Genomic DNA, 12,902 nt, shown 5'->3' with positions numbered 1-12,902 from the left:
TGCACATAATTAACAAAAAGAAAAAGTTTGATCAAAAAGAAAAATTTACTACTACTAATCTTAACAAAATAGGACATTTCTAAATGTTTTAAAAGCGGACATTTCTAAATGTGGTTGACACACTCTCTTGACTTTTAGATAATTGTGATATACACTTAATGGTAGTTAATTGAAAATTTAGGTTAGTCGATAAGGGCAAACTATCCGAAAGGATAGGACGCAAAGCCTACAGACCTAAGAGGTTGTAAACTTTATGGTAGCTGGGTTGCCGAAATAAAAAGGGAACCCATTCAGGTCAGGGCTTGGATGGGTTTTTTATTTCTATGATTGGAAAATACTTATCAGGATATAAAATAAATAAATATCTTACTTCTACTGATTTTACAGATATTTATCTAGGGATTAAAGGCAAAACAAATGTAATTATTAAAATACTGCAGATAAAGCCTGATACTGACCAAAAACGTATCGACAGATTTTTTCACGAAGCTGAAATAATGAAGAAATTAAGTCATGAAAATATTCCCAAGGTGTACGACTTCGGGGAAAAGAAAGATTCTCAATATATTATACTGGAATATATTGACGGATATAACTTGAGAGAGCTGATAAAAGCGCATGGTGCTATCTCAAAGGATTACATCAGTATAATTCTTAAAGTATGTGACATACTTGGGTATATTCACAAAAAAGGCGTTATTCATCAGGACATAAAAAGCAGGAATATAATTTTGACAAAAGGTGGTGACGTGAAAATAATAGATTTTGGTTTAGCTTATGAAAAGGACAAATATAGCATGAAAGTACGAGAAAGAGCTGGTACTCCACATTATATGTCTCCTGAACAAGTAAAAGGATATAGAGGAGATGAACGGTCTGATATTTACTCTCTTGGAGTTGTTATGTATGAACTTGCAACAGGTAGGAGACCATTTAATGGAGAGACTCTTGCCCAAATTGTTTCTCAGCAACTAAATATGTCTATTAAACCGCCACGAGTTTATAATCAAGAAATATTCAAGGGTTTTGAGGACATTGTCTTAAAAACTCTTAATATTGATCCTGCTGAAAGGTATCAAAGCATAGAGGAGTTGGTTTTAGATATAGAAAGAACTGTAAAAACAACTAGTTGGATAGATCAAGAGAGAAGAAAATATCCGCGGTATACTGTTAATATTGGGGTTGAGCTGAGATTGCAAAATGATTTAACAAAACATTTAATTGGATATTATGGCTACACAAAGGACATAAGTCTTGGCGGGGTTCGTATAAGAATACCGAGACATAAAGATGTAGAGCATTCTAGAATAAAAGAGAAGATGAGGCTCCAAGTGAGAATTCCTGTGCTAGACATTCAGAAATATTTAGAACTAAATGGTCAAATAATCTGGCATTTACACAAGAAAGAAGATTGCAATATTGGCATACAATTTGTCTCAAACGATAAAGAAAGAGAAGAGTCCCTTTCTAAATTTGTGGAGAGTATTAAATAAAGAAACGAGGGAAAATGGCAGGAAAATATCTAACAAGGAACGAGGTTCAGCAGACGTTAAAGCTCGGTAGAGCAGAAATGTTAGAACTTATTAAGAGCAAAAAGATTAAAGCCTATCGCTTAGATAATGAGATTGTCTTTAAATACAAGGACGTGGAGAAACTTATTGCCATGATTGAGCCAGAGAAGGAAGTTGACACTTCAAAATACAGCTGAATCTTATTTAGTTCCTGTCTAACATACACTTACCAAATTACATTACTTATATTACTTGCGATGACTTTATACCTGTTTTGGGGTAGTTTGGGCACAAAATGGGCACAAGAACCAATATTCTCCCCCGTACAGAATTTTTCCATAAGAAGCATTATTTATACATTTGCCTTTGAGTTAAGAGTAATTCTATAATATAATGGGGATAGAGTATGGAAGATAGAATCTTTTTAGGAGAAAATCATTATGCGTAAAATAAACATATCATTATTAACAATTGCCTTAATCTTTTTAACCACAACCTCAGCCTTTTGTTTCGGCTTCGGCACAAAGTGGATGAAGAAGTATGAGACAATGCAGGTGGTTGACGCAGACACAGGAGAGCCGATTGAGGGAGCGTGGGTGGTGCTTAAGTAGAAGAAATATCCACTTTTGGAAATATTACTCAATGTTGGAGGACCAAATTCAGTAACGAAAAAGATTATAGAGTTAGAAACAGACAAGAATGGAGAGTTTCATCCGTTTAAGAGCAAGTGGAAATATGGAAGTTTTCTGGAAATGTCAGCTTGGAAAATAGGATATACGTATGGAGGACCTCCCTCAATCAAAAAAGGCAAGCTGAAGTTTGATAAAATTATCAAACTCAAAAAACTGCCAGAGGGCTATGAAATGACGGAGGAGTATACGCATGTTCTTATAAATGCTCGAGTATTTTTTAGCGATACAAAATGGGAGAGTATGGCCAGAAAAGAATCTAGCAAATGTAGAGATATAAGAGAAAAGAGTTTAAAAAAACGAAAAAAGGAATGAAATAATGTTAAAGAATAAATTATGGGTTTGTGTAGTTTTGGCTTTAATCTTCCTAACCACAACCTCCGCCTTTTGCATGGGCTATCACTTCTTATCAAAAGCAGAAGACAGAAAAATCCAGGTAGTTGATGCGGACACTGGAGAGCCGATTGAAGGAGCTTATGTGGCGGTGAAGTGGACAAAAGAAAGAATCACGCTTGCGCTTGCAGGTGCGGTGCATAAAGTGGTTGCTGTAAAGGAAAGAAGAACAGATAAAGATGGATTTTTTAAGCCGTATGATAGGTTTGAACGAGGCAGTGAATTTGCACTTGTTGTTTATAAGCCTTCGCATAAAGCGTATATACAACGTGGTAAACCGGGCAAAGATAAAATTCCAGTATTGATAAAATTAAAAAAATTGACCGATCCTTAAGAAAGGTTCAACAATATTTTTCAATTACCATCAATCTCAAGACCTGATGGAGAAGAAACGGAATTACATAAACAAACAAATAAAGAGAGAAGTTTCCTATATAAAAAATATAAAATATGCTTTCCAAAGTTAAAAGAGGAGTAAAAGGTGAAAAATAAAAAAGGCATTTTAGGGAAACTTTATTATGTATAAAACAATAAAAGCAATTTTAGGTATGGTAGCAGTAAGGTAACCGTAAACGTTCAATAATTAGTGTTAGAAACAGTAGAGAAAGGAGAATATATGCCCAACATTAGTATCGAAGGTCCTATTATTGAGGACGTAGACAAGAAGAGAATTCTTGTTCAAGAGCTAACGGATGCTGCCACTAAAGCATACGGCTTGCCACGGGAAACGATCGTCGTTCTCATCAAGGAGAATTCTCCCGAGAACGTAGGCGTCGCTGGAAAATTGATAATCGACAGGAAGTAAACGGAGAAGTAGCTTCAGTGGGTAGTTTCTAATGCAGAGGATGACCAAGTCCTTTTTTGCGGGTTTTGGGCACAAAATGGGCACAACGCCATTTTTATAAGTGGTTGTCAACGAGTAAGTTACGGGTTTAAAAAGAATGGTACCGAAGGGGGGATTTGAACCCCCAAGGAGTTGCCTCCACATGGTCCTGAACCATGCGTGTCTGCCAGTTTCACCACTTCGGCATCTCAATAATACAAAAAACATTATAGCATTCCTTCGTAAATATAAAAGTCAATAATTCCCGCTAACTAGTTTTATCTTTACACTCTTCTAGCCCCGTAGTAACATTAAAAAGGAGAGATGAGATGTTAAAACAAGAATTATTGCTAAAACAAACGCAAAAGTTAGTAATGACTCCCGAGATGCGACAGTCTATACATATGCTCCAAATGCCTCTTCTGGAATTAAAAGAAACAATAGAACAGGAACTGGTAGAAAACCCTATGCTTGAGCTGGTTAAGGAAACAGAGACTGTTAATGCAGAAGATAGTAGTATTGAAGAAAGTCTTGATGCACATATAAAAGAAGAACTGGAGCAATTCTCCAAACTTGACCGAGATTGGCAGGAATATTACAGTCAGACACATGAGAAGGAAGATACAAGAGAAAAACAGGAGAAAAGGGACTATGCAGAAACTTTAATCACTAATATTTCAGGCTTGAGAGAACATCTATTTAAGCAGCTGCATCTTGTTAAATTATCAGATGATGATTATAAAATTGGAGAGGTAATTATTAATGAAATAAATGACGATGGATATCTGCAAAGTTCAGTGAATGAGCTGGCATCTATTACAAATGTACCACCAAAGAGCATTGAGAAGATTTTAGGGATAATACAGCAATTTGACCCTGCTGGAGTTGGGGCAAGAACAATTGATGAATGTTTGCTTATTCAGATAAAATCCATGGGCAAGGAAAATACCTATAATCAGAAAATAGTTAAGTATCATTTAGGAGATATAGGCAAGAAAAACTACAAATCTATTGCTAATGATCTTAATATCTCTGAATGTAAAGTCATTAAAGAAGCTGGATTAATATGCTCTCTTGAGCCAAAACCTGGAAGACAGTATAACCCTGTTCAGATAAAATACATTACGCCTGATGTTACTATTAAAAAGGTGGCTGAGGAAGTCGAATACGCAATCGTAATTAATAATGAAGAATTGCCTATGATTAGGATAAATCCATTATACAGAAAGCTAGTGCAATCCTGTGGAGAAGAAAAAGCTAAGAAGTTCCTGCTTGAGAAATTCAAATCAGCAATATGGCTTCTCAAAAGTATAAAACAAAGGCATGCAACAATATCTAAAGTAACAAAACATATTGTCAAATATCAAAAGCAATTCTTGGAAAAGGGATTATCTCATTTAAAGCCCTTGACGTTAAAGGAAGTAGCAGATGCATTAGAAGTGCATCAGTCTACTATAAGCAGAACAATTTCAAATAAATATATTCAAACTCCTCACGGACTTTTGCCTCTCAAATATTTCTTTAGCGGTGGAGTTTTAATGAGTAATAATCCTGCATCATCAACATACATAAAGGCAAAAATACGCCATCTTATTGAAAATGAAGATCACAAGAAACCAATCAGTGACCAGAAAATTGCAGATAAACTTAAGGCATTAGGAATAAACATTGCCCGCAGAACGGTCGCTAAGTACAGAGAGTCTTTGAATATTCTACCATCCAGTCTTAGAAAATCCTAGAATTCCTGTTCATTCTACTAGGAGAGTTCCATATTGATTTCAAGTAAGTCAAGCTGCAGCATGCTTGCAGTCTGATACCTATTTGCAGGTAATTTTTCAAGCATTTTCATAATGGTGCTTTCAATATTTGGATGTATTTCGCTATTGATTTGTTTTATGGATCTGGGCTTAAGACCTAGGTGCTTTGTCAGTATCTCCCGATCTCCGGATCCCTTGAAGGGCACTTGGCCAGTTGCCATTTCATACATTGTAATTCCAAGACTGTATATATCAGTCCTGTGGTCAATATCTCTTCCTTTGATCTGTTCCGGAGACATATAGCTAGGAGCTCCCTGTCTATGAGAATACGCAGTCAGCCCATAGGAAGCAATTCCAAAATCACTTATTTTAGCTGTAGTGTTTGTAATAAGAATGTTCTTAGGCTTTATATCCTTGTGAATAATTCCTTTAGAGTGAATATATTCCAGTCCTTTTGTTATATCCAGACTAATATTTATAATGGTCTGATTATCAAGTAGACGTTTTTTATTAAGAAGCTCCCTTAATGTTTTTCCTTCTATATACTCCATTGTTATAAAAGGCGTTTTTTTATTCCTTTCCAGAGAAAAAACCTCGACAATATTAGGATGATTCAATCCCATCACAAGCTCAGCTTCTGCGTAAAATCTTTTCACTGCTTCTGTATTTTTTGATATGTGCGAGTTAATTAACTTTATAGCAATTAATTTATTGTCATAGAGCCTCTTTGCCTGAAACACATCGCTCATACCACCGGAAGCAATCTTTCTAATGACCTCATATCCAGCAAGTTTCATGTTATGCACTCAATACTTTACTTAAAATAAACTTTTATATATTATACACAATTAAATCAAGTTACAAAATTTATTTAACTAAGGTGGAAATAAACTAGGAAAGGAGAGCGGAAGTGAGAGTCATAATTGTAAAGAATGCTGAAGAAATGGGAAAGAAGGCAGCTAATTTGATCGCAGGGGAAATGAAGAAAAAAACCAGTTTTGTACTGGGTCTTGCAACAGGCAGTACACCTTTGCCACTCTACAAAGACTTCGTAGAAAGAAGCAAAGCCGGAGAAATGGATTTTTCTACTGTGATAACATTTAATCTGGACGAATATGTAGGACTTGACCCAGCTCATAATCAAAGTTATAGATACTTCATGAATGAGAATCTGTTTGACCATGTCAATATATTAAAGAAAAATACTCATGTCCCCAACGGGATGGCAGAGGATATTGATGCATCCTGCCATGAATAAAAAATGATAGATGAAATAGGAGGTATTGATTATCAGGTTCTTGGAATTGGCGGCAATGGACATATTGGATTCAATGAGCCTGGTTCTTCTCTTGGGTCTTTGACAAGAATAAAGACACTAACTGCAGAGACAATATCAGATAACGCGCGATTCTTTGAAAAAAAGGAAGACGTCCCGACACAGGCAATAACAATGGGGATCGGAACCATAATGAAATCAAGGAAAATTGTCTTGCTTGCAGCCGGCGCAAATAAAGCTGATGCGATCAGAGCAGCTCTTGAGGGCCCCATTACATCAATGTGTCCATCAAGCGCGCTTCAACTGCATAGGTTTGTAACTTATGTTATAACTGAAGACTGCGCAACAAAGCTAACATTAAATTATGAAACAGTGTAAAATTTATATGTCGGATATAATCAGCCAATTTATTGAACGCGCAAAGAAGACTCCAAAGAAAATTGTATTTCCGGAAGGAGAAGATATACGGATTATAGAAGCCGCATCAATTATAAAATCTGAAGAAATATGTATTCCTGTGCTTTTAGGAGATAAAAGCGCAATAGATAAAGCGGCATCTGAGGCAGGTTTTGATATAAGCGGGGTTCAGATTGTAAATCCGCAGGAATCTTCATATCTTGACGAATTCGCAGAGAAATACAGTTCATTGCGTGAAAACATCAGTCTTAGTATGGCCAAAAGAATAGTGAGACGAAGTCTCTATTTTGGCGCAATGATGGTATCTCAAGGTCTTGCTGATGGTATGGTAGGTGGAATAGCAAGTACAACAGCCTCCCTAATTCAGGCAGGCGCAATGTGTATAGGATTTGAACAGGGCATTTCAACTCCATCAAGCTTCTTTATAATGGTAATTCCTGAATTTTTAGGAGAAAAAAATAAAGTATTAATTTATGCTGATGCAGCTGTTACAATTTCTCCATCAGCTCCCCAACTCGCTGAAATAGCAATAGCCACAGCCATGAATGCTAAAAAACTTCTTGGAATTGAGCCAAAAGTTGCAATGCTGTCTTTTTCAACTAAAGGCAGTGCTTCACACTCAGATGTTGATAAAGTAGTGGAAGCTACAAAAATTGCAAGGCAAAAGAAACCTGATTTGAATATTGACGGAGAACTTCAGGCAGACGCAGCGCTTGTGCCAAAAGTTGCAGAAAAAAAGGTAAAAGAAAGCAATGTTGCTGGAAAAGCAAATGTATTGATATTCCCAGATCTGGACGCAGCAAATATAGCATATAAGCTAACCCAATATATTGGCGGTGCAAAAGCGTATGGTCCGATACTTCAGGGCTTTAAGAAGCCAATAAATGATCTATCACGAGGAGCAAGCGTTCAGGATGTTGTTGGAGTTACTGCTATAACAGCAGTGCGAAGTTAAAAAAAGGAGAAACAGATGAAGGTATTAGTCGTTAATTGTGGAAGTTCTTCAATAAAATACAGTCTTTTTGATATGAGTAACGAACAGGAACTTGCTAAAGGACTTGTTGAAAAAATCGGAGAGGAAGTATCTGTTTTTACTCAAAAATCAGAAAAAAACAATATTAAGCTTAGTCAAAAAATCAAAGACCATAAAGAAGCCTTTGCTCTGTTCACAAAACATTTGCTCAGTCCCAAAACAGATGTTTTAGCGAATATTGATGAGATTAAGGCAGTTGGACACAGAGTTGTTCATGGAGGAGAAAAATTCTATGAGTCTGCTTTACTAGACGAAAAAGCCATTAAAATAATAGAAAGATATTCTTCATTAGCTCCTCTTCATAATCCGCCTAATCTTGTAGGCATAAGAGAAGCAATGAATTATTTCCCGAATAGCAAACATATAGCTGTGTTTGATACTTCATTCCATCACACAATACCTCAGGTTGCCTATATGTACGCACTTCCATATTACTGGTATGAAAAATATGGTATAAGAAGATATGGATTTCACGGCACCTCTCATAGATATGTAACTATCAGAGCTTCAGAATTGCTCAATAAACCGCTTAACAAAGTAAACTTGATAACCTGCCACTTGGGAAATGGATGTAGTATGGCAGCAATAAAGAACGGGCAATCAATTGATACAAGCATGGGGCTCACACCTCTTGAAGGCCTTATCATGGGCACGCGCTGTGGAGATATAGACACGGCGATACTATTCTTTCTTGCAGAAAAAGAAAATGTAGGTCTTAAAGAGATTGACAAATTACTCAATAAAAAGAGCGGGCTTCTGGGAGTGTCAGAGCTTAGCAATGATGTGCGAACACTGCTTGAAAATGCAGATAAAGGCAACAAAAAGGCACGCCTTGCACTTGACATGTTTGCATACAGGATAAAAAAATATATTGGCGCATATATAGCTGTTCTTAACGAAGTAGATGCCATAGTGCTTACAGGAGGCATCGGTGATAAGGCAAAACCTGTTAGAAAAAATATATGTCAGGATCTTGAATACCTTGGAATTGAACTTGATGAGTCCAAAAATAACAACTGTTTTGAACAAGAAGCAGTTATTAGTAAAGACTCTTCCAGAATCAAACTTCTTGTTGTACCTACTAATGAAGAACTTATGATTGCAAGAGATAGTATAAAAATAGCAAGTTAGGGGCAATGCCCCTTAATAATAACAAGGAGATGTCTAATATGAAACTTTGTATATTTGAAGACGACACATTTGAGAATTTTTATCCGATAACATTAACAAGACCAATCTTTGAATTGAGATGCGGGCACACTCTTTTGTATGAGAAAATACTGAGAGCTTTTCCTGACATGGAAACATGTTTCTTTCTCAGGGATTGGATCGCACCGACATTCAGAAAAAGAGTTGAAGGGAAGTCTGTAAATGACCTATCTGCTTTAAACGATGATATATTAATGTTTAATGGCCGTACTCTTTTTATGAATACAGATATCCAGGCTGAGGGAGATGAAGAAATAGGCATTATGGATAATACACTCGTTTATGCAAGAGTGAAGAAACAGACTTTAGATAAATGCAGAGCAGATTCATTTGAAGTTGTTTTGAAGAATATAAAACAAGTTCTGCCAAGAAAAGAAATGTCCGTTACTTTGCTTAACTATTTATGGGAAGTGATTCATAATAATGGCAAAGCTATTGAAGATGATTTTAATAAACTTCCCCAAAAGGGTATATTCGGGAACATGGCAGAAGGAGCGATTATTTATGGAGATAGGAGTAAGGTGCATATTGGTAAAGGCACAGAGATTCAGCCGCATACTATAATAGAAACTGCAGGGGGTCCTGTAATAATAGATGAGGATGTGACAGTAACTCCTTTTACAAGAATTGAAGGTCCGTGTTCAATAGGAAAGGGCTCAACGCTTTTTGGAACAAAGCTAAGAGAAGGCTCTTCAATAGGACCTGTTTGCAGAGTTGGCGGAGAGATTGAAGAGAGCATAATTCATGGCTACAGCAATAAGTATCATGACGGTTTTCTTGGCCATGCATATATTGGAGAATGGGTTAATCTTGGCGCACAAACAACGAACAGCGACCTAAAAAACGATTACGGCTCAGTGCAGGTTTACATAAAAGGACAGCTTTTTGATACAAATGACAATAAGGTTGGATGTTTTATTGGAGATTATACTAAAACAAGTATAGGAACGCTGTTAAACACAGGAACATCTATTGGCGTTTTATGTATGCTTGTTACAACCGGCTGTTTGCTGCCTAAATACATTCCTTCTTTTGTTTGGTATTGTAAAGGAAAGATTACCAAAGGACACGAATTAGAGGAAATGCTCAAAACTTTAAAAATATCCATGAGCAGGCGCAATAGGGAATTGACAGAAGAGGATATCGAGCTTTTAAGATATGTTAAGAAAGCCACACAGGATGAAAGAAATACAATAGTTAGAAAAGCAAGAAAAGAAAATAACTAAATTTTCCCTTCTGTAAGTTCTTTTTTAGAAAGTGCTTCTCTTAGAAATTCTTCAGCATCCATACATCTAAGAAAAACAAAACCGCGTGTTGCGCGAAGCATAGGAGAATTGTTCATATAAAAGAAATCTCTTCCTAAGCATGTTTTGATGACTGAATACTGCTCTGCCATTATTTTCTGTGCTAAATCACAAAAAGGTCCATCATATTCATAACTCGGGAAAGATGCTGTTTTCTGAGAGCCAAAACAAATGTTAAAAGCTTTATTCATAATTGCCATTGAATTCATTGAAACAGGAACAAAAAGATCAGCCTCTGAAGGATGGAAACGATACCATATATTTCTGTATCCCCATATTTTTAACTTTTTGTTTGGATTTTCTTCAAGGAAAACTTTTACCGCCTCAGATATTATTTGAAGAACTTTATAATGAGTGTCAGGACCCGTTCCTTCTGGATCAAGTGCCACAGTAAGTATATCGGGATTAATTTTTCTTAGCAGAGAAATCGTAGGCTCAATATCTGTTGACCATTTCGGTTTCGGAGTAAAGATGTCACCGCTATAAAAACCCAGTCGCAAATGGAAAATATAGGAACAATTAAATCCGAGATGCGCCCACAAAAGTTCTTCTTCCCACTCCCTGATCATGCCCTTTAGTTTCTGAACAACAGGAATATCTTTTTTTCCAGGATATGCGCTTGATAGATAATTCTGTACATCCTGAATTTTTTGTTTCACAGCTCGATTATCATAATTGCCGATAAGTTCTACTATATTTCTCATCATCCTTCTTGCTTCCGCTTCTCTTTGTGTAAACGCACTGTTATTTGCAATTCCGTCAAGATAATTATAAACATCTCTATTGCGTGCAATTATATTATGTGGAGAAAAATACTGCTTTTTATTCAGCTCTTTTGAGGTCAGTTCTTTTTTAATAAATTTCTCTAAATTTTTAAGTTGAGCAAGTAAATATGAATTAGATACAGACGTGAATCCGCTGGTCATTGTCGCGAAATAATGAGAATTCTTTGGTTTTCTAACTAGATGTAAAACACTGGGAAGATATCCAAGCATAATATCATCATGATGAGGCGCTGTATGTAGAAAAGTTAAGCCATCAAGATCTTCTGCTCCTTTTTCAATTTCATCTTTTAAACTCAAAGATAATTCTTGGGTCTGCTTTTTAAGATTGATTTTCTTATCGAGCAGTAAACTCCCTATCCTATCTTTCCTTAGTTCTTTACTTGTCAATTCTGTTAATTTCTTTTTATTCGCATAAGCAATATCAATAAGTGTTTCTGAAATTGAATTGCAGGGAATTTTCGGCATTAATTTCAAACATTCATATTTTCTCTCAATAAGCTGTTTTGCTGCGCCTTTGGTAAGATAAAACCGCGCTGCTGGTAATTTTTGCAATACTGTTGCAGGATAAAGAATTAATGGCTGCTCTTCTATTGCGTTCTTGATTACTTTTGCTTTACTCTCACCAGCAGCAATAATAATAGCTGTTGCAGAATCGTTTTTTGTAATCGTGTCCAGCCCTATAGTAATAACTGCTTTATTCCTGGCAGTTTCAATCCCTCCAAGGTCAGTAGCAGCTACAGCTGCTGTCTCATAATTTATGTGAGCGAGCCGCGTTGTGCTAAAATGGTCTGAACCTTTTATATTAAAACCTATGTGCCCGTCAGGCCCTATTCCGCCAAGGAAAAATCCAATTCCTCCTAACTCTTCAATCTTTTCCTCGTATTCCATGGCAAATTGAGACATGTCGCATAACGCTTTACGTTGCAATTCTTCCTGTTCATTTGAAGATTTTCGATATTGCAGTGAAAGGTCAACTTTATTTTCGGGAAATATCCAGTCAAGATTTTTACCGAATGGAGCACCAATTTCCCATGTATCCATAAGCAGTGCTTTTTTCGGATCAAGACCAAAACCCTTAAAATAAAATTTTTTTATATAGTACGCAAAGCTATTTTCGTGTTCAGGATTCATTGGATAAAATTCATCAATTTGAACAAAGACAAAAGAAGATATTTCAGGTTTGTCTTTTATAATCAGACCCCATTCACTAAGTTCTTTTTTGATGTCTTTTTTGTTCCAATTTTGCAAGAAGTATGTTACCCACTTGATAAAATATTCAGGGGTTTTCCCAGTCGGAAGAGAGACTACACCACCTGGATTTAACAAGAGCCATTCAATAAAGCGAATCGCTGTCAATTTACCAAGTGTTGGGAAATTCGCAACCTCAACAACTTTTATTTTTTCAGTAGGAGGATATTGAATTTTCTTCCCTGATCTTTCAATCGCAATTTTCTCAACAACAGAACTATTATTATATTTTATCATTGCCTTATTCCTCTTTTTTCGCAAGAATAGATAGATGCTATTTCTATCATTATATCAGATTGTTGATTTTATTGCCTAATTTGTGCTGGCTGGGCACATAGGTAACACTTTTTGTTTAAGATTCTCATTGTGATTCTCAATATATCTCATGGGTGTTAAATAATCAAGCGCTTGATGAGGGCGATTAAAATTGTACTCAATCAGCCAATTTGTTACAGCT

The 12,902-nt window shown here is 36.1% G+C and carries 12 protein-coding genes, 1 tRNA gene, 1 pseudogene and 1 riboswitch; of the genes and pseudogenes, 11 read left to right on the top strand and 3 right to left on the bottom strand.

Going from position 1 to position 12,902, the window contains the following annotated elements; all coding sequences use genetic code 11:
* Nucleotides 1–184: 184 nt before the first annotated feature.
* Nucleotides 185–273, top strand: a riboswitch (cyclic di-GMP riboswitch).
* Nucleotides 274–323: 50 nt separating this feature from the next.
* The 6 genes from Q7J67_07290 (at nucleotide 324) to dmpI (ending at nucleotide 3,398) form a co-directional block, all read left to right on the top strand.
* Nucleotides 324–1,493, top strand: a complete 1,170-nt coding sequence (locus tag Q7J67_07290) for a serine/threonine-protein kinase (GenBank protein MDO9465082.1) — start codon at nucleotides 324–326, stop codon at nucleotides 1,491–1,493.
* Nucleotides 1,494–1,507: 14 nt separating this feature from the next.
* Nucleotides 1,508–1,708 (top strand): helix-turn-helix domain-containing protein, encoded by a 201-nt coding sequence (locus tag Q7J67_07285; GenBank protein MDO9465081.1) that lies wholly within the window; start codon nucleotides 1,508–1,510, stop codon nucleotides 1,706–1,708.
* A gap of 243 nt (nucleotides 1,709–1,951) precedes the next feature.
* Nucleotides 1,952–2,122 (top strand): hypothetical protein, encoded by a 171-nt coding sequence (locus tag Q7J67_07280; GenBank protein MDO9465080.1) that lies wholly within the window; start codon nucleotides 1,952–1,954, stop codon nucleotides 2,120–2,122.
* Between the two features lie 15 nt (nucleotides 2,123–2,137).
* Complete coding sequence (locus tag Q7J67_07275; protein MDO9465079.1) at nucleotides 2,138–2,515, top strand: hypothetical protein; 378 nt, start codon at nucleotides 2,138–2,140, stop codon at nucleotides 2,513–2,515.
* A 4-nt stretch (nucleotides 2,516–2,519) separates the two neighbouring features.
* Nucleotides 2,520–2,927, top strand: coding sequence for a hypothetical protein (locus Q7J67_07270; GenBank protein MDO9465078.1), 408 nt, complete (start codon nucleotides 2,520–2,522; stop codon nucleotides 2,925–2,927).
* Between the two features lie 282 nt (nucleotides 2,928–3,209).
* Nucleotides 3,210–3,398 carry a 4-oxalocrotonate tautomerase DmpI gene (gene dmpI, locus Q7J67_07265; protein ID MDO9465077.1) on the top strand — a complete coding sequence of 63 codons (189 nt, stop codon included), beginning with the start codon at nucleotides 3,210–3,212 and terminating at the stop codon, nucleotides 3,396–3,398.
* A 137-nt stretch (nucleotides 3,399–3,535) separates the two neighbouring features.
* On the opposite strand, the gene Q7J67_07260 is transcribed toward dmpI, so the two are convergent.
* Nucleotides 3,536–3,622 (bottom strand) — tRNA-Leu (locus Q7J67_07260).
* Between the two features lie 123 nt (nucleotides 3,623–3,745).
* Between Q7J67_07260 and rpoN the strand changes: the two genes are divergently transcribed.
* Nucleotides 3,746–5,155, top strand: coding sequence for an RNA polymerase factor sigma-54 (gene rpoN / locus Q7J67_07255; GenBank protein ID MDO9465076.1), 1,410 nt, complete (start codon nucleotides 3,746–3,748; stop codon nucleotides 5,153–5,155).
* Nucleotides 5,156–5,172: 17 nt separating this feature from the next.
* Here rpoN and Q7J67_07250 read toward each other — a convergent pair whose 3' ends face one another.
* Nucleotides 5,173–5,970 carry a serine/threonine-protein kinase gene (locus Q7J67_07250; protein MDO9465075.1) on the bottom strand — a complete coding sequence of 266 codons (798 nt, stop codon included), beginning with the start codon at nucleotides 5,968–5,970 and terminating at the stop codon, nucleotides 5,173–5,175.
* A gap of 113 nt (nucleotides 5,971–6,083) precedes the next feature.
* Between Q7J67_07250 and nagB the strand changes: the two are divergent.
* The 4 genes and pseudogenes from nagB to Q7J67_07230 all read left to right on the top strand — a co-directional run bounded on the left by nagB (nucleotide 6,084) and on the right by Q7J67_07230 (nucleotide 10,334).
* Nucleotides 6,084–6,827 (top strand): annotated as a pseudogene (gene nagB / locus Q7J67_07245) (glucosamine-6-phosphate deaminase).
* Nucleotides 6,814–7,821, top strand: coding sequence for a phosphate acetyltransferase (gene pta, locus Q7J67_07240; protein ID MDO9465074.1), 1,008 nt, complete (start codon nucleotides 6,814–6,816; stop codon nucleotides 7,819–7,821). The pseudogene nagB and the gene pta overlap by 14 nt, the downstream one beginning before the upstream one ends.
* A gap of 15 nt (nucleotides 7,822–7,836) precedes the next feature.
* Nucleotides 7,837–9,030, top strand: coding sequence for an acetate kinase (locus Q7J67_07235; protein MDO9465073.1), 1,194 nt, complete (start codon nucleotides 7,837–7,839; stop codon nucleotides 9,028–9,030).
* 38 nt (nucleotides 9,031–9,068) lie between these two features.
* Nucleotides 9,069–10,334 carry a putative sugar nucleotidyl transferase gene (locus tag Q7J67_07230; protein ID MDO9465072.1) on the top strand — a complete coding sequence of 422 codons (1,266 nt, stop codon included), beginning with the start codon at nucleotides 9,069–9,071 and terminating at the stop codon, nucleotides 10,332–10,334.
* Here Q7J67_07230 and Q7J67_07225 read toward each other — a convergent pair.
* Nucleotides 10,331–12,682, bottom strand: coding sequence for a glucosamine-6-phosphate deaminase (locus tag Q7J67_07225; protein ID MDO9465071.1), 2,352 nt, complete (start codon nucleotides 12,680–12,682; stop codon nucleotides 10,331–10,333). The two genes, Q7J67_07230 and Q7J67_07225, sit on opposite strands and share 4 nt — an antisense overlap.
* Nucleotides 12,683–12,902 lie beyond the last annotated feature (220 nt).

Source organism: bacterium (assembly GCA_030652805.1).
In the GTDB taxonomy this organism is placed as follows: Bacteria; JAHJDO01; JAHJDO01; order JAHJDO01; family JAHJDO01; genus JAHJDO01.
This window is presented reverse-complemented; position numbering and strand designations above follow the sequence as displayed.

Coding starts and splice junctions, on each gene's coding strand:
- Q7J67_07290 (MDO9465082.1), top strand. CDS start 324: ATGATTGGAAAATACTTATCAGGATATAAAATAAATAAATATCTTACT.
- Q7J67_07285 (MDO9465081.1), top strand. CDS start 1,508: ATGGCAGGAAAATATCTAACAAGGAACGAGGTTCAGCAGACGTTAAAG.
- Q7J67_07280 (MDO9465080.1), top strand. CDS start 1,952: ATGCGTAAAATAAACATATCATTATTAACAATTGCCTTAATCTTTTTA.
- Q7J67_07270 (MDO9465078.1), top strand. CDS start 2,520: ATGTTAAAGAATAAATTATGGGTTTGTGTAGTTTTGGCTTTAATCTTC.
- dmpI (MDO9465077.1), top strand. CDS start 3,210: ATGCCCAACATTAGTATCGAAGGTCCTATTATTGAGGACGTAGACAAG.
- rpoN (MDO9465076.1), top strand. CDS start 3,746: ATGTTAAAACAAGAATTATTGCTAAAACAAACGCAAAAGTTAGTAATG.
- Q7J67_07250 (MDO9465075.1), bottom strand. CDS start 5,970: ATGAAACTTGCTGGATATGAGGTCATTAGAAAGATTGCTTCCGGTGGT.
- pta (MDO9465074.1), top strand. CDS start 6,814: ATGAAACAGTGTAAAATTTATATGTCGGATATAATCAGCCAATTTATT.
- Q7J67_07235 (MDO9465073.1), top strand. CDS start 7,837: ATGAAGGTATTAGTCGTTAATTGTGGAAGTTCTTCAATAAAATACAGT.
- Q7J67_07230 (MDO9465072.1), top strand. CDS start 9,069: ATGAAACTTTGTATATTTGAAGACGACACATTTGAGAATTTTTATCCG.
- Q7J67_07225 (MDO9465071.1), bottom strand. CDS start 12,682: ATGATAAAATATAATAATAGTTCTGTTGTTGAGAAAATTGCGATTGAA.